The sequence below is a fragment of the Methylobacterium komagatae genome (assembly GCF_042661665.1).
GTDB lineage: Bacteria > Pseudomonadota > Alphaproteobacteria > Rhizobiales > Beijerinckiaceae > Methylobacterium > Methylobacterium komagatae.
The window spans coordinates 5,075,613-5,093,538 of sequence record NZ_JBHSWN010000001.1 but is presented as its reverse complement, the minus strand read 5'-3'; the positions used below and the strand labels follow the sequence as shown (position 1 = coordinate 5,093,538).

Sequence of the window (17,926 nt, the reverse complement as noted above, 5' to 3'; positions counted from 1 at the left end):
GGGACGATCAGACGACCATAAGCTCCTGCCTGCGGCTGAGCTTCGCTTCGTAGCGTTCTGCCTCGCTGCGGGTCAGGCCGCTCACCAGGGCGAGGGTGCCACGATAGACCGTGTAGGTGCCGTCATGGGTCGGCTTGACGCGAATGGCTTCGGACATGGGAACCTGCCTCTTGCTGGAGAAAGCTCTTGCAGGGGTTCTTGAGGCGCCGCACCCGTTCTGGGCCGACGCTCGGGTCAGATGCGCATCATGGTCGCGAGGTTAGGCAAGCGCGGCTTGGACGCAAGGCCGACCTGTGGTGAAGTACCGATGGTGCGAGATGTGCAATGCGGGAAATCGTTGAGGGAACGTGCAATCCCGCCTTTGCCCAAATTATCGGCAGGCGTGCTGCATTTTGAATTTAGCCGCCTGATCCGGTTTTAGCCGGATCAATACCCCGCGAATCGCGTCCACCGGGAAGGTTTGAGGTCGTTTCATGCAGGCTCTGGCGCCTGTCCGCGACGGAATTGGCGGCCCGCATCCGGGCACGCGAAGTCTCGGCCCGGGAGGCGGCGTCCGACGCCCTCGACCGGCTCTCGGCGGTCAACGGCGCGATCAATGCCGTCGTGGACCACCGGCCCGAGGACGTTTTGACTGAGGCCGAAGCCATCGATGCCGCCCTGGCGCGGGGTGGCGATCCGGGCCCGCTGGCGGGCGTGCCGGTAACGATCAAAGTCAATGCCGACCAGACGGGCTTCGCCACCACGAACGGCCTGCGTCTCCAAAAGGATCTCGTCGCGAAGGGCGACAGCCCGGTCGTCGCGAATTTCCGCCGGGCGGGGGCGGTCCTCCTTGGGCGCACCAACACACCGGCCTTTTCGCTCCGCTGGTTCACCACCAACGGACTACATGGCGAGACGAAAAACCCGCGCGATCCCGCACTGACGCCGGGCGGCTCGTCCGGTGGCGCAGGAGCTGCCGTGGCGGCGGGCATCGGTGCCATCGCCCACGGCACCGACATCGCGGGATCGGTGCGTTATCCGGCCTATGCCTGCGGCGTCCACGGCCTGCGCCCGAGCTTCGGGCGCATCCCGGCTTGGAACGCCTCGTCACCCGAACGGGGGATCGGGCCGCAGCTGATGGCGGTGTCGGGCCCACTCGCCCGCAGCATTCCTGATATCCGCCTCGGGCTCACCGCCATGGCGGCGGCGGACTCGCGCGACCCGTGGTGGGTGCCTGCGCCCCTCGAAGGCCCGTCCATGCCGCGCCGGGCGGCCCTGTGCCTGCGGCCGGGCGGGATGGCCATCGCCCCCGAGATCGAGTCTGCCCTCCGCGACGCCGCCCGCCGCCTCGAAGCGGCCGGATGGCACGTCGAGGAGATCGCCGATACCCCGCCCCTGCGGGAAGCGAACGAGATCCAGCTCACCCTCTGGCTCGGGGATGGATTCGCAGCGGTTCGCGCGGCGGCGGAGCGTGAGGGCGATCCGGCAGCCATCGGAATTCTCGAGGCCTTCCGCAGCCGGGCCGAGGCACTGGGGCCAGACGCGATCGCCCAGGCGCTGACCCGGCGTGCGACGCTGGTGCGGCAATGGTCGGTCTTCCTCGCGGAGAATCCGGTGCTACTCGTGCCTGTCTCGGGCGAGTTGCCGTTCCCGGACGGGTTGGACCGCACGCCAGAAGGCATTGCCCGTGTGTTCGAAGCGCAGCTTCTTCAGGTTGCGCTAGCGCCGCTCGGCCTTCCCGCCCTGACGGTCACGACCGGCCTCGTCGGCCGCACGCCGGTCGGCGTCCAGATCGTCGCCGGGCGCTTCCGGGAAGATCTGTGCCTCGCGGCGGGCGAAGCGATCGAGGCAGGCGGCGTTCCGCCCATGCCGGTCGATCCGGTGGACGCGGCCTAGGCGCCCAACCGCATCAGCAGTCCGGCAAAGAGAGAGGCACGGCGGGGCAGGGAATCGATCAGCACATGCTCATCGAGCGTGTGGAAGCCCGCGCCTAGCACGCCGAGGCCGTCGAGGGTCGGGATGCCCCTGGCCCCGGTGAAGTTGCCATCCGAGCCGCCGCCCGCGCTGCAATGGAATAGGTCTACGCCCGTTTCGGCCGCGAGGTCTCGCGCCATGGCATAGAGGGCGAGCGTGCCTGCATCGGGTTCCCAGACCGGGCGCGTGACGCCGCGCCTCACGGTGAAACGCACGCCCTCCTCCTCTCTGGACAGGGCGAGCATCTGATCGACCACCCGGTCGAGGTCGGCTTGGCGCTTGGCCATGCTGAGAGCCTGTCCCTTGCAGACGGTCGGCACGCAATTCACCCATTGCCCGCCGGACACGATGCCGGTCGAGACCGTGCAATCGGCATCCGACAGGGCATCGATGGCGAGGACCTTGCGCGCCATGGCGCGAATGGCCGAGCGCCCCTCGCCGGGCGACGTCCCGGCATGGCTCGGTCGGCCGACGGCTTCCAGATCGAACCGGGCGATGGCGTAGCGGCCGGTCACCACGCCGTCGCCGGGCTGACCGGGCTCCGGTACGAGCACAAAGGCATGCCGGGAGGCCTCGGCCTCGATCAGATCGCGGGTGGCTGGACTGCCGATTTCCTCGTCGCTGGTGAACAGCACCGTCACCGGCAGGGGCGTGCGCTGCCCAGCCTCGATCAGGGCACGGATCGCGGCCACCGCAATGACGTTGCCGCCCTTCATGTCGAGGATGCCCGGCCCATAGGCCCGGTTGCCCTCGATCCGCCAGGGAAGCTGCGCCAGCGTGCCGACCGGATGGACCGTATCGAGATGGCCGAGGATCAGGATGCCGGGCTCGTCCCGCCGCGGATGGGGCAGGCGGGCGCGCACGCAATCGCCGAGCCCCATCCGGCCGGGGATCGTCTCGACCTGCGCGCCGAGCAAAGCGAGGTCGCGGGCCGCGAGCGCCATCATGCGGTTCACCGCCGACCGGTCGTAGGTCGGGCTTTCGCATTCGACCCATTCGCGCAACGTGGCGAGCAGGGCATCGGTGGAGAAGGACAGGTCGCGCATCAGCGGGCGCTCTCGGCGAAGGGGTCGGCCACGCGCGGCCAATAGTTCGGATCGCGCTTCGTGAAGGGCAGCGCGCCGTAATCCGGCGGCACCGCCCCCGGCACCGCGACGTAGCGGACCTCCGAGGCGATGGGGACGAAGCCCGCATAGAAATGCTGCATCGACTTCACGACCACGATGCGCTTGTCGTCGAGGCTGAGGCCGAGGCCGGTGAAGGCATCGGGCGCGAAAGGCTGCTGGCGTTTGTGCGTCAGCACGATGTGAATGCCGTCCGCCTCGACCCAGGCCGCCGGGCCGAGATGGGCGCGCCCACCGCTGAGTCCGCCTTGGCTGTGATCCTCGGAGAGGCCGCGCACGGTCACGCGCAGATCGACCGGATCACCAGAGGTGACGCCGCATTTGCCCCCGATGCGCAGGTCGAAGGTCGCGCCGAGCCCCGCCTCGTGGCAGATGCCGACCGCGCCGGGGTCCCAGATCATCCCGAGCGCCGCGCCTTTCACGCGGCGGGCGACGAGCCGGGCGAGGATCGCCGTGTTGTCGGAGGGCGCGCCCGCCCCGGCATTGTCGGCGGTGTCGGCGAGAACCATCGGCCGCGGATCGTCCGAGGCGAGCGCCGCATCGATGGCGGCGTCGATCGTGTCGAACTGCGTCGCGGCACTCTCGCGCATCGCCCAGATATCCGCCGCAAGGTCGTCCGCCAGGGCCTGCGCCTTGGCCGCATCGCCATCGGCGACCACGAGCATCTTCGCGCCGACATCGGCCACGTCGGCATAGGGGAAACCGTGGCCGAAGGAGACAGACAGGATTCCGTCCTTGCCCTCCAGCGAAAGCATCTTGTGCACGAAGCCCGCGATCGGCTCGCGAGTCGTCTTCCACATGCTCACCATCCGGCAATCGGAATAGGCCATGACCGGGCGGATGCGCTTCTCTGCCGTTGCCACGACCAGCGGGTAGAGGTCGCGGGCGCGGTCCACGATGTCGGTGTGCGGGTACTCCTTGTAGATCACCATCACGTCCGATGAACGCCGCATCGTCTCGGTGAGGTGGCAGTGCAGGTCGATCTCAGCACCGATCGTCACGTCCGGCCCGACGACGTCGCGGACCTTTTCGAGGGTGTCGCCCTCGCAATCGTCGTAGCCCTCGGCCACCATCGCCCCGTGCATGAACAGCAGCACGGCGTCGACCGGCATCGCCGCGCGCAGATCGTCGAGCAGCGTGTCCCGTAAGTCCTCGTAGACCGCCTGCAGGGTGATCCCGCCGGGCTGCGCGAAGGTCGAGATGCTTTCGATCACCTCATGGCCGTCCGCCTCGCCCATCTCCCGCCAGGCCTTGAGGCCGATATTGCTCAGCGCAGGCGGGGCGGCCGTGCCCTCGCGGCGGGAGTAGTCGGCCAGAAAAGCCGCGCGGCCCGTAGGCAGCGGGGCAAAGGTGTTGGTCTCGGTGGCAAGGCCGGCGATGAAGATCTTCAAGGGGCATCCTTCGGAGCTGCGACGCCTCGGGGCGAGCAAGTCACGCGCCGTTTGCAGGCTCGAGGCGGATCGTGACGACGGTGGCCGCGGCCACCGCCGCGGGCGAATAGGGCATCGGCGCGTAGCCCTGCCGCCCCCAGATCTCCGCGAGGTCGCGGTAATGCGGGCTGAGCGGGTTGCCGGATTGGCCGGGTACGTTGACGTAGACCGAGTTGTCCCACTCCCCGACATCGACCACCATGCGGAACGAAGCGCCGTTGGTGATGCCGAACGTGTCGGTGCGATACTCCGCATGCATCACGCTGGCCCCGGCGCCGCCGAGCGGGAAGGGACCGACGTTCCATTCCTCCGCGCCGCAGGCCGCGAGGGGATGGGCGAAGAGCGCCCGATGGAGCGTCCCCCAGGCCCAGGCGGCGGGATCGTCGCCCATCAGCGTCCGGCAGGTGGCCCAGGCAGCCTTCAGCGACGGCAGCAGGATCGCGCCCCGGATCGAGGCATCGGCCTCCAGCCGCTCGATGAGGCTCTGGGTGTCGCCCGGCGGGATCAGCACGCGCAGCGTCGCATCGGGCACGAAGGCCTTGATTGCGGCGGGGCGGAGATGGCGCACCCACAGCACCTCGGTGAAGGCGGCTGCGGCGCTATCGGCGGTGAGAAGTCCATCGAAATCTTGCAGCAATTCCCGCACGGCGATGGTTTCGGCATCGCCATGCGGGACGGCACAGGCGAGCCGGGCTACGCGCAGAGCGGGTTCCGAAAAGACATCGGTTTGTAGGGCCTTTGAATCCGCGAGATCGTGGGCAGTCTGGCCACTCAAGACCGTTCGGATGCGCCGGGCGCGCCACGGCTCGTGCCATTCGAAGCCGACCTTGCGGGTCTCCGCCGGATAGCCGGGCGGCAGATTCATCTCGTTGGCGGTGGCGAGCCAGCCCTCGACCGGATCGATGGCGCGGGGCAGTTCCTCCGCGTCGAGGAAGCCCGCCCAATCGAACCCCCGTCGCCTGGGACGGGCAGCAGCCCGTCATGGGCCGGGCGGCGCGGAGCTTTGCCCGCCATGAACCACGCGACCCGCCCATCCCGGTCGGCATAGAGCTGGTTCACCGAGGGTGCCGACCAGTGCCGCAGGGCCTGCCCGAACGCCTCGGGCGACGTGACGTCGAGATAGGCAAGGCTGCCGAGATAGGCCGCGGCACCGGGTGAGGACCAGACCGTCGCCAACGCAAAGGCGCGCTGCCCATCCTCCGCGATCACCGGCCCGTGGCGGGTGAAGGCGAGGGTGACCGGCTCGTCCGGGCCGCCCCGCACGGGAATCGCCTCGTGCAGGCGTCGGATGGGCTCGAAGCCATTACCGTGGCGGACGAGATCGTTATCATCCGGATGCTTCTCGCAGACGAACAGATCCTCCTGATCCATCGGCGCGATGGTCAGGCTGAAGGCGGCGTGCCCGTTGTGGCCGATGGAGATGCCGGGGAGGGCAGGCTCGCCCGCGCCGATCACGTCGAGCCCCGGCGCCGTAAGGTGCACGGCGTATCGCAGTGATGGGTTCAGGTAGATCCGGTGCGGGTCGCTCGCCAAGATCGGCCGACCCGTCGCCGTGCGGCTGGGCCCCACGACCCAGTTGTTCGACCCCTCGCTCGACTCAGGCGGCGGCGCACTCTGCTGCCGCCCGATATGGCCATGCGCATCGACCTTCGACCAAGCCCAAGCCTCCTCTCGCGTGGCAGCGAGCCGCTCAGGCGTCAGGTGGACCTGCGCGGTGGCAAGGCGGAACAGGTCGAGGAGATCGTCGGGCCAATCCGACACGCCCAGTCCCGCCGGCACGACAGGATCGTGGGGCGGGCTCAGTCGCTTGCGCAGGTCGTCCACGGCATGACCGCCCCCACCCGCGAGGACCTTCGCGCGGGCCACTTCCGACGGCAGGTTCCGCACCAGCCCATGGCTGCGGATTCGCACCACATCCTCCGGCGCCCAAGGTGCAGGCCTCGTTCCCATCCGCGCGAATTCCGGGGGGAGCAGATCCGGCCGGCGGTCGGTGAGGGCGATGAAGGCGTTCAGACCGCCGACGAAGGCGGAGACGATGGCTTTCGTGTCCTGCGGACCGTAGGCGGCCCATTCGGCGGCCATGTCGCCCCGGTAGAGGAACAGCCGCGCGGCCCTGTCCTGGGCGATGAAGCCCGGACCGAAATCTGCCGCCAGCAGCCCGAGCCCGCGCTTGCGCCACAGGTCGAGCTGCCACAACCGGTCGCGGGCGGCGTTGAAGCCCTGAACCCGGAAGGCATCGAGCGTGCTGCCCGCCTGGATATGGGCGAGGCCGGACGCATCGATCCTGATCTCCGCCGGCCCGGACAGGCCGGCCAGCGCGAAGGTCTCACTCACAGGACGACCTCGATCAGGTACGGGCCCTTCTCGGCGATCCCGTGCTTCAGGGCGTCGATGAAGGCGGGCAGCGTCTCGACGCGGCGTCCATCGACGCCGAAGCCCCGCGCCAGGGACACCCAGTCGATCGCCGGATCATCGAGGCTCAGCATCCCGATGGCCTTCGGCCCGGGATTGTGCGCGCCGACATTGGCGAGCTCGCCGCGAAGGATCGCGTAGGCGCGGTTCGACCAGACCACCGTCACCACGTCGAGGCGTTCGCGCGCCTGCGTCCAAAGTGCCTGCACCGTGTAGAGGCCGCTGCCATCGGCCTGGAGGTTGATCACCTTCCGGCCGGGCGAGGCGACCGCGGCACCCGTCGCCATCGGGATCCCGACGCCGATGGAGCCGCCGCTGAGCTGAAGCCAGGAATGCGGGGCGCTGGCCTTTGTGAGCCCGAAATAGTTGCGGCCGGTGGTGAGGGATTCATCGCATATCACCGCGCCTTCCGGGATCAGCGCACCGATGACCGCGCCGATGGCGTCCTGATCGAGCTTTTCCGATGTCGGGATCTCCGGCCGAATACCCAGGTCGGGCAGGGCGGCTTCCGGCGCGTTCACCGCTTCGGCCAATCGTTCGAGGGCGTCGATCTGGTCCTGTTCGGGCGTCGCCAGGGTGATGGTGCGGCACCCTTCCGGCGCGAGCAGGCTCGGCTTGCCGGGGTAGGCGAAGAACCCGACGGGCTGGGTCGCACCGATCAGGATGATGTGGCGGAAGCCCTTCAGCGCCTCGATGGCCTGATCGATCGGGTAGGGCAGGCGCTCGATCGGTACCGTGCCGACGCCGCGGTCGATCCGGGCGTTCGAGGTCATGGCGAGGAGCTTCGCACCGGTCTTGCGGGCGATGCGGTCGGCAATCTGCCGCCCTTCCTTGCGCACGGCCTTGTCGCCGAGATGCAGAAGCACCGGTTCGCCGCTGGACAGAGCCTTTACCGCCTCCCTGAGCGCCTCGTCCCCGGCCTTCACTCGCTCGGGAATGGCGGGGACGGGGGCGATGCCGGTGCCGGGATCCCAGGCCGTGTTGGCGGGCAGGATCAGCGTGGCGACACCGCCCGGCGCGGTCCGGGCCGCAGCGATGGCATCCGCGCCGTCGCGGCCGATCTCGGCCGAGGACAGGCCGGTGCGCACCCAAGCCGACATGGGCTTGGCCAGCCCTTCGATGTCGGAGGTGAGGGGGGCATCGTACTGACGATGGTAGGTCGCATGCTCGCCGACGATGTTGACGAGCGGAGAGCGCGCCCTCCGGGCATTGTGCAGGTTGGCGAGACCGTTCGCGAGGCCGGGGCCGAGATGGAGCAGCGTCGAAGCGGGCTTATCCGCCATGCGGGCATAGCCGTCTGCCGCGCCTGTGGCGCCGCCCTCGAACAGGCACAACACGCAGCGCATGCCCTCGACCCGGTCGAGGGCGGCGACGAAGTGCATCTCGGACGTGCCGGGATTGGTGAAACAGACCTCGACCCCGCCCGCCACCAGGGTTCGCACCAGACTCTCGGCGCCGTTCATCGGCGCAGCCGCCGCCTCCGAAGTCGGTTCAGCCACGCCATTCCTCCCTGTACGCCGGATCGGGCGCATCGTGGCACGGGTGGGGCGAGGCGCAAGGGGGCACGGATGCAGGGCTGCTACAGCCCCGCCGCGCTACCTGATCGTCGGACGGCCCTCGCCATCCGAGGCTCCAAGGCCGAGGCCGGCCAGCAGCGCGACCCGCGCGCGGCTCACGCGGCTCTTCACCGTGCCGACCTGACAGCCGATACGTTCCGCTGCCTCCTCGTAGGTGAAGCCCTCGGCCCCCACGAGCAGCAGCGCCTCGCGCTGGACGGCGGGCAACTTGCCTAGATGCTCGCGGACCGTGGTGAGCGTGCTCACATCCTCCTGATCCGACAGGGCGACGAGTCGCTCGGCATGGACGCCATCTGCATCCTCAACTTCGCGCTTGGCCTTGCGAAGCTCGGAGTAGAATTGGTTCCGAAGAATGGTGAACAGCCAAGCGGTGAAGTTCGTGCCGGGGCGGAAGCGATGCTGGTTCGCCCAGGCGCGGGCAAAGGCTTCCTGCACGAGATCGTCGGCACGGCTCGCGTCGCCACAGAGGGACAAGGCGAAGGTGCGAAGGCCCGGCAGGGCGTTGATGATGTCGGCACGGAAATCGAAGACCAGCGTGGGGTCGGCCCCCGCGAACAGGGCCTCGAGCCGAGCGACGAGACCGGACAGGCGCTCAGGCAGAGCGTCCTCTTGGCGGAGCGCGAAGTAGTCCTTCAACGGCGCGGACAGATGGCGCCCCACATCCCGCGTTGCGCCTATGGCCGACGGCTTGGCGGCAAGCTCTTCCGGCGCATCCAGCGGCTCCGCGATCATCCCGTCTCCTCGAAAAAAATACTTCATCCTGGAACGGATCTAAGGTGTCGTACGGGCTGGGACATGAACCACTGCTAAACAGACCCGGACGAAATTGCCGGATCATCCCACAGGGCGTGTATGGCGGCATTCGGGGGTGGCGGCAGGACGTGGGCTTGTGCATCCTGTCCGCGCGAGGACGAGTGCATGTCGAACCATCATCACCACGGTCACGACCACGATCACGACCATAAGGGCAGCGACCTGAGCCCCATCGAGGCGCGGGTGAAGGCGCTGGAATCCCTCCTCGTGGAGAAGGGCTACGTTCAAACCGCCGCCCTCGATGCGCTGGTCGAGATGTACGAGACCAAGGTCGGCCCGCATCTGGGCGCCCGCGTCGTCGCCCGCGCCTGGACCGATCCCGACTTTCGCGCGCGGCTGCTCGCGGACGCGACACCGGCCATCGCCGAACTCGGAATCGGCGGACGAGGCGGCGAGCACATGGTGGTGGTCGAGAACACGCCCGACACCCACAACATGGTCGTGTGCACTCTTTGCTCCTGCTACCCGTGGCCGGTGCTGGGCCTGCCCCCGGTCTGGTACAAGGCACCGCCCTACCGTGCCCGCGCGGTCAGCGATCCGCGCGGCGTGCTGGCCGAGTTCGGCGTGAGCCTTCCCGAGACCACGCGGATTACCGTGTGGGACTCCACCGCCGAGACGCGCTTCATGGTGCTGCCGATGCGCCCCGCCGGGACTGAGGGTTATTCCGAGGAGGCCTTGGCCGGTCTCGTCACCCGCGATGCGATGATCGGCACGGGCCTGCCGCTCGCACCCGCTGCGGAGATCCGGGCATGAACGGCGCTCAGGATCTCGGCGGCTCACACGGCTTCGGGCCGGTTGTGCCCGAACCGAACGAGCCGGTCTTCCACGCCGAGTGGGAGAAGCGCGTGCTGGCTCTCGCCCTGGCCATGGGCTTCACCGGCACGTGGAACCTCGATGGCAGCCGCGCCGCGCAGGGAATCCCTGCCGCCCGCGCAATATCTCTCGTCGAGCTATTACGAGATCTGGCTCGAAGCCCTGGAGAAGCAGATCCTCGCCAACGGCCTCGCCACACCGGACGAAGTCGAGACAGGGAGGGCGACCGAACCGCCCGTCGCGGTGTCCCGCGTGCTGACGGCCGATATTCTGGAGCCTCGCTTCAAGGCGGGTTTCCCGAGCGACCGGACGCCGATGGCTCCCGCCCGCTTCGCGCCGGGCGATGAGGTCATCACGAAGGTGATGAACCCGGTCGGCCATACACGCCTGCCCCGCTACGTTCGGGGAAAGCGGGGGCGGGTCGAGGCGGTGCATGGCGCGCACGTCTTCCCCGATACGAACGCCTACAAGCAGGGCGAAAACCCGGCTTGGCTCTATACCGTCGCCTTCGAGGCCGCCGACCTCTGGGGGCCGCAGGCCGATCCAGGCGGGCGCGTCACCATTGCGGCCTTCGAACCCTATCTGGTTCCGGCATGAGCGCGCCGAGCCCGAAGGGGCCGTTCTCCGCGCCTTGGGAAGCGCAGGTCTTCGCTCTGGTCGTGTCGCTTCAGGAGGCGGGCCTGTTCACTTGGAGCCAATGGACCGATGCCCTGGGGCGGACCATCCGTCCCGAGGGCGAGGGCGAGCAGGCGGCTGATTACGGGCGCTGGCTCGTGACGCTGGAACGTCTGCTCGCTGAGCGCGGCGTCGCGGATGGAACCAGCATCGAGTGCCGCACGGCCGCATGGCTACGGGCGGCGCATGCCACGCCGCACGGGCAGCCAATCCTGTTGGAGAATGACCCGCAGGGGCGGCACTGACCCGTTATTGCGCGCGCGATGGCTGTGCCTTCGTCAGTTCGCCCAGCGGGACGGGGTAGGCGTGCGGTCGGCTTCCGAGCATGGAATCGATCAGAGCCAGCACTTCGGGTCGGCCGCAATTCGCGGCGGGCTCGAAGGGCGTCCAGGTCTGAGTAAAGTCCAGTCGCTCGAACACGTCGCGATAGCGGCGTAGCTCGTTCACGGTCAGCGGCACGCCACGCACGAACGCCTTGTGGGCCGAGATCGTGCGTGCCCGGCGGAAATCCTCGGGGTCGAGTTCGAACTTCAGGGCGTCGCCGCAGAAGCAGATCTTCCGTTTGCGATCGAACAGGACGGCATGGCCGTCAAAATGGCCCGCCGTGCGGTGCAGCTCGAGGCCGGGGAGGGGTTCGAGAAAATCGTCGTAGGGCCAGCTCACCTGAAGCGCCGCGCTCCACGTGAAGTCGGCAGCAGGCAGGCACAATTCCGGGTCGAACCGGTCCTGCAATTGCACCAGGGCGCCGTAGGAATGCGGATGCGAGGCGGACAGCACCTTCATGCCGCCGAGCCGCTCGATCTGGTCGAGGGCGGCTTCGCTGAAGACCGGGCATCCTTCGAAGCCCATATTTCCCTCGTCCGTCTGGACCAGATAGGCCGAAGGACCGATGCCCGAGACCGGCTCGTTCCAAAACCGCCAGACGCCCGGCTCCAATTCCTGCCAGTGACAGGGAAACGCGTCCTGCGCCTCACGCTCGGTGCGGAAGCGCCAGCCGTCCTGCGGCACCACGTGCCTAGCGTCGAGGCACATCGGGCAGGCGGGCGGCGGCTCGAAATGGCGCTGCCAGAACCCGCAATTATCGCATGTATACGCGGGCAGTTTCAGGGCGCCCGCGAAGGGCAGGTAACCGGGCATCGCTTCGTGTCCTCCGCCCTCACGCAGCGGTGAAAGCACCGCCTGAAACTGTCCCCGGACGCCACGGTTTCCAGGCTGCACCGCGACATCGCTGCCTGAAAGACGTGCTCGACGCCGCGCTCGATCGGGCACACAGTGCCCCTTCGGTGCGGATGGGAGACCCCGCCCATGACGACGACTCGCCCGATTCGGCTTCCGCTCCGGTGGCCCATCGATCCCTGGCCCCGCGCGTCGCTGGCCGAGCGCACGGCGGTCGGCTCGGTCCTCATCCTTTTGCTCGCCGTGCCATGCATGGCGGCGGCGCTCGTTCTGGCGTTGACCGTGATCCTCGTTCAGCACGCCTGCCGGTCGTACGATCTGGGGGCCATGGTGCGCGCGAGAATCGAACGCCGCTGAGGCGAAACCGCCTGCCGTTCCTTGCCGGATTTGACCTCGGCGTAGCGCCTGGGTCAGTCATGGCGCAGGGCCGGAGACCGACATGTTTCGTTCGTTGATGACCGCGCGACGTTTCGCGCCACTGTTCTGGTGCCAGTTCTTCTCGGCCTTCAACGACAATTTCCTGAAGAACGCTCTCGCCTTCCTGATCCTGTTCGGCATCGGGGGCCATGCGGGCGAGGGCGGCGAGGGCCATGGCGGCGTCCTCGTCACGCTGGCGAGTGCCGTGTTCATCGGGCCGTTCTTCATCCTGTCGGGGCTCGGCGGCCAATGGGCCGACCGCTACGACAAGGCGCTCATGGCCAGGCGGCTCAAGTTCGCGGAGATCTTCGCGGCGGGCTGCGCGGTGCTGGGCTTCCTGCTCCATTCCGTGCCGGTGCTGTTCGTCGCGCTCGGCCTGTTCGGGACGATTGCGGCCCTGTTCGGCCCGATCAAGTACGGCATCCTGCCGGACCACCTGCGCCGGGAGGAACTTCCCGCCGGCAACGCCCTGGTCGAAGCCGCGACCTTCCTCGCCATCCTCCTGGGCACCATTGCGGCGGGTACCGCCTCGGCCATGGGCGGATCGGGCGCGCTATTCGCTGCCCTGGTCATGGCCTTCGCCGTTCTGTGCTGGCTTTCGGCGCGAATGATCCCAGAGACGGGAGAGGGCGCCCCCGACCTCAAGGTCGACGCCAACGTCGCCCGCTCGACCTTTTCCCTGCTTCGCGACCTATGGGTCGACACGAGGCTCTGGCGCGGCTCGCTGATCGTGAGCTGGTTCTGGCTCGTCGGGGTCGTGGTGCTGTCGCTGCTTCCGGTGATGGTGCGGACCGCCTTCAACGGCAGCGAGTCGGTCATCACCCTTCTGCTCGCGACGTTTTCGGTCGGCATCGCCCTGGGCTCCGGCCTCGCCTCCTGGCTCGCCAGCGGGCGGATCGTCCTGCTGCCGACCCCGGTCGGGGCGCTGTTGATGGCCCTGTTCGGCTTCGACCTTGCCTGGACGATCTCGCATCTTCCCGCGCCGCCCTCCGAAATGATCGGTCCGGTCGCGTTCATCGGTACCGGGCACGGCCTGCGCACGATGATCGACTTCCTCGGTCTCGCCATGGCGGGCGGCCTCTACATCGTGCCGTCCTTTGCCGCCGTGCAGGCCTGGACCGAGAAATCCATGCGCGCCCGCATCATCGGCGCGGTGAACGTGATCACCGCCGCCTTCATGGTGGGGGGCACCTTGGCGCTGGCGGCGTTACAGGCGGCGGGGCTCTCCATGGCGAGCCTGCTCGCGGTGGTGGCCGTGCTCAATCTCGTCGTCGGCGCCGTGGTCCTCGTCACCCTGCCGACGAGCCCGTTCCGGGACGCCCTGTCGATCCTGTTCCGCGCCTTCTACCGGCTCGAGGTGCGCGGCCTCGACAACATCGACAAGGCGGGTCCGAACTGCATCGTGGCCCTCAATCACGTGTCCTTCCTCGATGCGCCGCTGGCCCTGTCGCTGCTCGATCAAGAGCCGGTCTTTGCCATCGACAGCGGCATCGCGAAGCGCTGGTGGGTGCGGCCGTTCCTGAAGATGACCAAGGCGATGCCGCTCGATCCGACGCGGCCGCTCGCCACCCGCACCCTCATCAACGCCGTGCGATCCGGCGAGACGCTGATCATCTTTCCCGAGGGTCGGCTCACCGTCACCGGCAGCCTGATGAAGGTCTATGACGGGGCCGGGCTCATCGGCGACAAGTCGGGCGCCATGGTGGTGCCGGTGAAGATCGACGGGTTGGAGCAGACCGTCTTCTCGCGCCTGTCCCGCAATCAGGTGCGCCGCCGCTGGTGGCCGAAAGTAACTGTCACCGTCATGCCACCTCTGCGGCTTACGGTGGACCCCGCGCTGAAGGGCAAGGCTCGGCGGCAGGCCGCGGGCGCGGAGCTCTACGACGCAATGTCCGAGTTGCTGTTCCGCACGGCCGAGATCGACCGCGGGGTGATGGCCGCGCTGATCGATGCGGGCGAGCGCCATGGCTGGCGCCGCAACGCCCTCGAAGACCCGGTGACCGGCCGCCTGAGCTACGGGCGCCTCGTGATGGGCGCCAACATCCTCGGCCGCAGACTGATGGCCTACGCTCCGGAGGGCGGGCATATCGGCCTGATGCTTCCGAACGCCAACGGCGCGGCAGTGACCTTCTTCGCCCTGGCCTCGGCGGGCCGCGTGCCGGCCATGATCAATTTCTCGGCGGGTGCCGCCAACGTCCTCTCGGCTTGTGCGACGGCGGAAGTGAGCACGGTGCTGACATCACGCGCCTTCATCGAGAAGGGCCGTCTCGGCTCCCTCGTGGAGGCGATGAAGGGCAAGGTGACGCTGGTCTATCTCGAAGACCTGCGCGCCACGATCACCCTGGCCGACAAGATCCGCGGCTTCCTGAGCCCCCGAAAGCCGCTGGTGAAGCGGCGGGGCGAGGATCCGGCGGCGGTCCTGTTCACCTCGGGCAGCGAGGGCGCGCCCAAGGGTGTCGTGCTGGCCAACCGCTGCATGCTTGCCAACGTGGCGCAGGTGGCCGCGAGGATCGATTTCGGGCCGACGGACAAGGTGTTCAACGTCCTGCCGATGTTCCATGCGTTCGGGCTCACCGCCGGGACGGTGCTGCCGCTGGTCTCGGGCGTGCCAGTCTATCTCTATCCGTCACCGCTGCATTACCGGATCGTACCGGAGCTCGTTTACGGCTCCAACAGCACGGTGCTCTTCGGAACGGACACCTTCCTTACGGGGTATGCTCGGGCCGCCCACGCCTACGATCTGCGCTCGCTACGCTACGTCGTGGCCGGGGCGGAGGCCGTGAAGGACACGACCCGCCGGACCTGGTTGGAGAAGTTCGGCCTGCGCATCCTCGAAGGCTACGGCGTCACCGAGTGCGGGCCTGTGCTCGCCCTCAACACGCCGATGTTCAACCGCTTCGGCACGGTCGGCCGTCTCCTGCCCGGCATCGAGGCGAAGCTCGAGCCGGTGCCGGGCATTGATGAGGGCGGGCGCCTTTCGGTGCGCGGCCCCAACGTGATGCTTGGCTACCTGATGACCGATGCCCCCGGGCATCTGAAGCCGCCGCCGGAGGGCTGGCACGATACCGGCGACATCGTGAGCATCGACAAGGAGGGCTTCGTCACCATCCGTGGCCGGGCGAAGCGCTTCGCCAAGGTGGCCGGCGAGATGGTCTCGCTCGCGGCTATCGAGAAGCTGGCTAACGACCTCTGGCCCGACCGATTGAGCGCCGCGGCCGCCGTACCGGACGCGCGCAAGGGCGAGCGGCTGGTGCTTTTCACCCAGGCCAAGGACGCGACCCGCGCCGCCTTCCAGAGCTTCGCCAAGGGCAAGGGCGCCTCCGATGTCTCGATCCCCGCCGAGGTGGTCGTGTTGGAGGACATCCCCCTGCTCGGCGCGGGCAAGGTCGATCTGGTGGCGGTCTCCAAGCTCGCCCGCGAGCGCGCCAGCGCCGAGGCCGCTTGAGCCCGGCGCTCTGAGGCGGCATCCTCCGGCTCGGCGGGGAGGGCGGCATGCGGAAGAGCGGGTGGCTGATCCTCATCCGGGTATGCGCCGCGCTTTCCGTGATCGGCCTGCTGGCGCTGCTGATCTACGCGGCTTCGCTCCCGCCCCTCGATCTCCATGCGGCGCAGGCCCGCTCGGTGGTCGTGCTGGACCGGTCGGGAGATCTGCTTCGGCCCTTCGCGACGCAGGACGGTCGCTGGCGCCTGCCGGTGAGCGCTGCCACGGTCGATCCGCGCTATCTCGCCATGCTCCGTGCCTACGAGGACCGGCGCTTCGACAGCCATATCGGGATCGATCCCCTCGCCGTCCTCCGGGCTGCATCCCAGGGGCTGCGCCACGGACGCATCGTGTCCGGCGGCTCGACGCTCTCGATGCAGGTCGCCCGCCTCGTGGAGCCACGGGCGCGGCGCTCGGCCTCGGCGAAGCTGCGGCAAGCCCTGCGGGCCGTGAGCCTGGAACGACAACTCGGCAAGGCGGCCGTGCTCGATCTCTACCTCGCACTGGCGCCCTTCGGCGGATCGCTGGAAGGGGTGCGGGCGGCGAGCCTCGCCTATTTCGGCCGGGAGCCCGCCCGCCTGACCCCCGCCCAGGCCGCCCTCCTCGTCGCCCTGCCGCAATCGCCCGAGACACGGCGGCCCGACCGTTTCCCTGAACGGGCGCGCGCGGCGCGCAATCGGGTGATCGACATCGCGCTATCGCGCGGCCTGCTCCGCGACGACGAGGCCGCACAGGCCAGGGCCGAACCAGTCCCGGCGGCCCGCCAGCCCTTTCCGATGCTGGCCGCCCACGCCGCCGAAGAGGCCGTGGCCGCCGAGCCTGCGAACCCGGTGATCCGCCTCAGCCTCGATGGCCGTCTCCAGGCGAGCCTCGAAGCCCTCGCCGCGGAGCGAGCCGCCTCGGCGGGGCCCGTCCTCTCGACGGCGATCGTGGTGATCGACAATCGCGACGGGCGGCTCCTCGCCCGGGTCGGCAGCGCGGGCTACCTCGATGCCAGCCGCCGGGGGGCCATCGACATGACCCGCGCCGTGCGCTCTCCGGGATCGGCGCTGAAGCCCTTCGTCTACGCCATGGCCTTCGAGGCCGGGCTCGCCCATCCCGAGACGCTGATCGAGGACCGGCCTTCGCGTTTCTCCGCAAGCTACGCGCCCGAGAACTTCGACATGACCTTCCAGGGCACCGTCACCGCCCGGCGGGCGCTGCAACTCTCACTCAACGTGCCCGCCGTCGCGCTGATGGAGGCGGTGGGACCGGCGCGCTTCGTCGCGCATCTGCGCGCGGCGGGAGCCGACCTGCGCCTGCCCCGCGAGGCGGCGCCCGGCCTTCCGGTAGCGCTCGGGGGGCTCGGGCTCACCCTTACCGATCTCGCCCGGCTCTATGCCGGCCTTGCCCGCGATGGGCAGATGCCGCCCCCGGCCGCGGGCAAGCGCATCGCAGGGGATGTGGCGGCGTGGTACGTCACCGACATCCTGCGCGGGACGCCGCCGCCCGACAACGCACTGCCCAATCGCATCGCCTACAAGACCGGCACGTCCTTCGGGTACCGCGATGCCTGGGCCGTGGGATACGACCGCCGCGTCACGGTCGCGGTTTGGGCCGGTCGCGCCGATGGCGCCCCGGTGCCCGGCCTCGTCGGGCGGATCGTCGCCGCGCCGATCCTGTTCGATGCCTTCGCCCGCTACGGGGGCGATCCCGTCTTCGGGCCGCGCCCGGCCGATGCGTTGGCCGTCGCCAACGCAGCATTGCCGCCGCCCCTGCGCCGCCTGAACCGCGATGAGCCGCCGGACGGAACGCCGATCCTGCGGATCGCCTATCCCCCGGATGGGGCGCGGGTCGATCTCGGCTTGGCCGCCCACGCGGGCGGGGCGGGGGAGGGGGTGATCCTGAAGGCATCGGGCGGCGTGCCACCCCTCACCTGGATGATCGACGGGCAGCCGGTCTCACGAACCATCCGGCGGCAATCGGCCTGGGTGCCGGAGGGCGCGGGCTTCGCACGAATCTCCGTCCTCGACGCGACCGGTGCTAGCGACAGCGTCGCCGTACGGATCGAGTAGG

12 protein-coding genes and 2 pseudogenes are annotated in these 17,926 nt (G+C 69.0%); 7 read left to right on the top strand and 7 right to left on the bottom strand.

The window, feature by feature from the left end; all coding sequences use genetic code 11:
• Positions 1 to 7: 7 nt before the first annotated feature.
• Positions 8 to 157 (bottom strand): hypothetical protein, encoded by a 150-nt coding sequence (locus ACFQE0_RS25030; RefSeq protein WP_378974489.1) that lies wholly within the window; start codon positions 155 to 157, stop codon positions 8 to 10.
• A gap of 347 nt (positions 158 to 504) precedes the next feature.
• On the opposite strand from ACFQE0_RS25030, the gene ACFQE0_RS25025 reads away from it, so the two are divergent.
• Complete coding sequence (locus tag ACFQE0_RS25025; RefSeq protein ID WP_378974487.1) at positions 505 to 1,875, top strand: amidase family protein; 1,371 nt, start codon at positions 505 to 507, stop codon at positions 1,873 to 1,875.
• Here ACFQE0_RS25025 and ACFQE0_RS25020 read toward each other — a convergent pair.
• The 5 genes and pseudogenes from ACFQE0_RS25020 to ACFQE0_RS25000 form a co-directional block, all read right to left on the bottom strand.
• Entirely contained in the window at positions 1,872 to 2,999 is a 1,128-nt protein-coding gene (locus ACFQE0_RS25020; RefSeq protein ID WP_378974485.1) for a M20/M25/M40 family metallo-hydrolase, read from the bottom strand. The genes ACFQE0_RS25025 and ACFQE0_RS25020 overlap by 4 nt on opposite strands.
• Positions 2,999 to 4,468: a M81 family metallopeptidase gene (locus ACFQE0_RS25015; RefSeq protein ID WP_378974483.1), complete on the bottom strand. Its 1,470-nt coding sequence runs from the start codon at positions 4,466 to 4,468 to the stop codon at positions 2,999 to 3,001. Before ACFQE0_RS25015 ends, ACFQE0_RS25020 begins: the two co-directional genes overlap by 1 nt.
• A gap of 40 nt (positions 4,469 to 4,508) precedes the next feature.
• Positions 4,509 to 6,841: pseudogene (locus tag ACFQE0_RS25010) on the bottom strand (penicillin acylase family protein).
• Complete coding sequence (locus ACFQE0_RS25005) at positions 6,838 to 8,382, bottom strand: acetolactate synthase large subunit (protein ID WP_378975691.1); 1,545 nt, start codon at positions 8,380 to 8,382, stop codon at positions 6,838 to 6,840. The pseudogene ACFQE0_RS25010 and the gene ACFQE0_RS25005 overlap by 4 nt, the downstream one beginning before the upstream one ends.
• A 132-nt stretch (positions 8,383 to 8,514) precedes the next feature.
• Entirely contained in the window at positions 8,515 to 9,228 is a 714-nt protein-coding gene (locus tag ACFQE0_RS25000; RefSeq protein WP_378974481.1) for a sigma-70 family RNA polymerase sigma factor, read from the bottom strand.
• A gap of 186 nt (positions 9,229 to 9,414) precedes the next feature.
• On the opposite strand from ACFQE0_RS25000, the gene nthA reads away from it, so the two are divergent.
• The 3 genes and pseudogenes from nthA (at position 9,415) to ACFQE0_RS24985 (ending at position 11,042) form a co-directional block, all read left to right on the top strand.
• The gene (nthA, locus tag ACFQE0_RS24995) at positions 9,415 to 10,062 is read left to right on the top strand and encodes a nitrile hydratase subunit alpha (RefSeq protein WP_378974479.1); all 648 of its coding nucleotides are present in this window, start codon (positions 9,415 to 9,417) and stop codon (positions 10,060 to 10,062) included.
• Positions 10,059 to 10,719 (top strand): annotated as a pseudogene (gene nthB, locus ACFQE0_RS24990) (nitrile hydratase subunit beta). The gene nthA and the pseudogene nthB overlap by 4 nt, the downstream one beginning before the upstream one ends.
• Positions 10,716 to 11,042 carry a nitrile hydratase accessory protein gene (locus ACFQE0_RS24985; RefSeq protein WP_378974477.1) on the top strand — a complete coding sequence of 109 codons (327 nt, stop codon included), beginning with the start codon at positions 10,716 to 10,718 and terminating at the stop codon, positions 11,040 to 11,042. The pseudogene nthB and the gene ACFQE0_RS24985 overlap by 4 nt, the downstream one beginning before the upstream one ends.
• 4 nt (positions 11,043 to 11,046) lie before the next feature.
• Here ACFQE0_RS24985 and ACFQE0_RS24980 read toward each other — a convergent pair whose 3' ends face one another.
• A complete protein-coding gene (locus tag ACFQE0_RS24980; RefSeq protein WP_378974475.1) occupies positions 11,047 to 11,934 on the bottom strand; it encodes an MBL fold metallo-hydrolase in 888 nt (295 codons plus the stop codon).
• Positions 11,935 to 12,102: 168 nt separating this feature from the next.
• Between ACFQE0_RS24980 and ACFQE0_RS24975 the strand changes: the two genes are divergently transcribed.
• From ACFQE0_RS24975 to pbpC, 3 genes are all read left to right on the top strand, one after another.
• Complete coding sequence (locus ACFQE0_RS24975) at positions 12,103 to 12,330, top strand: hypothetical protein (RefSeq protein WP_378974473.1); 228 nt, start codon at positions 12,103 to 12,105, stop codon at positions 12,328 to 12,330.
• An 82-nt stretch (positions 12,331 to 12,412) separates the two neighbouring features.
• Positions 12,413 to 15,835, top strand: coding sequence for an acyl-[ACP]--phospholipid O-acyltransferase (locus tag ACFQE0_RS24970; protein ID WP_378974471.1), 3,423 nt, complete (start codon positions 12,413 to 12,415; stop codon positions 15,833 to 15,835).
• Positions 15,836 to 15,882: 47 nt separating this feature from the next.
• Positions 15,883 to 17,925 carry a penicillin-binding protein 1C gene (gene pbpC, locus ACFQE0_RS24965; RefSeq protein ID WP_378974469.1) on the top strand — a complete coding sequence of 681 codons (2,043 nt, stop codon included), beginning with the start codon at positions 15,883 to 15,885 and terminating at the stop codon, positions 17,923 to 17,925.
• The last annotated feature ends 1 nt before the right edge of the window (position 17,926 follow it).

Coding starts and splice junctions, on each gene's coding strand:
- ACFQE0_RS25020 (WP_378974485.1), bottom strand. CDS start 2,999: ATGCGCGACCTGTCCTTCTCCACCGATGCCCTGCTCGCCACGTTGCGC.
- ACFQE0_RS25030 (WP_378974489.1), bottom strand. CDS start 157: ATGTCCGAAGCCATTCGCGTCAAGCCGACCCATGACGGCACCTACACG.
- ACFQE0_RS25000 (WP_378974481.1), bottom strand. CDS start 9,228: ATGATCGCGGAGCCGCTGGATGCGCCGGAAGAGCTTGCCGCCAAGCCG.
- nthA (WP_378974479.1), top strand. CDS start 9,415: ATGTCGAACCATCATCACCACGGTCACGACCACGATCACGACCATAAG.
- ACFQE0_RS24980 (WP_378974475.1), bottom strand. CDS start 11,934: ATGCCCGGTTACCTGCCCTTCGCGGGCGCCCTGAAACTGCCCGCGTAT.
- pbpC (WP_378974469.1), top strand. CDS start 15,883: ATGCGGAAGAGCGGGTGGCTGATCCTCATCCGGGTATGCGCCGCGCTT.
- ACFQE0_RS25005 (WP_378975691.1), bottom strand. CDS start 8,382: ATGAACGGCGCCGAGAGTCTGGTGCGAACCCTGGTGGCGGGCGGGGTC.
- ACFQE0_RS24985 (WP_378974477.1), top strand. CDS start 10,716: ATGAGCGCGCCGAGCCCGAAGGGGCCGTTCTCCGCGCCTTGGGAAGCG.
- ACFQE0_RS24970 (WP_378974471.1), top strand. CDS start 12,413: ATGTTTCGTTCGTTGATGACCGCGCGACGTTTCGCGCCACTGTTCTGG.
- ACFQE0_RS24975 (WP_378974473.1), top strand. CDS start 12,103: ATGACGACGACTCGCCCGATTCGGCTTCCGCTCCGGTGGCCCATCGAT.